Below are 434 nucleotides of genomic sequence, written 5' to 3'. Positions count from 1 at the left end.
GGTGATGAACGAGCTGGCCCCGCTGGTCTCGGCCCAGTACGGCGCGTTCTTCCTGGCCGAGGAGAGCGAGCTGCAGCTCATCAGCGCCTACGGCTACCCCGTGGAGACCGGCCGGCCCGACCGGTTCCGCCTCGGCCAGGCCCTGGTCGGGCAGGCCGCGAGCACCCGCAGGACCATCGCCGTGGACGAGGTGCCCGCCGGGTACGTGAAGGTCTCCTCGGGGCTGGGGGAGAGCCTGCCGGCCTCGCTCATCGTGCTGCCCATCGTGGTCGAGGAGCAGGTGCTCGGGGTGATCGAGCTGGCCTCGGTGCAGCCCTTCACGTCCGTCCACCGGACCTTCCTCGACCAGCTCATGGAGACCATCGGGGTCAACCTGAACACGATCGTCGCCAACGCCCGTACCGACGAGCTGCTCAAGGAGTCGCAGCGGCTGG

Annotated in this window: 1 protein-coding gene; it reads left to right on the top strand. The window is 69.8% G+C overall.

The window, feature by feature from the left end; genetic code table 11:
• Nucleotides 1-434: GAF domain-containing protein (locus tag IO39_RS43465; RefSeq protein WP_043637734.1), on the top strand; the 434-nt coding region annotated here is incomplete at both ends.

Source organism: Nonomuraea candida, assembly GCF_000725485.1.
In the GTDB taxonomy this organism is placed as follows: domain Bacteria; phylum Actinomycetota; class Actinomycetes; order Streptosporangiales; family Streptosporangiaceae; genus Nonomuraea; species Nonomuraea candida.
Note: the sequence above shows the minus strand (reverse complement) of the source record. Positions and strands in the feature narration are given on the sequence as shown.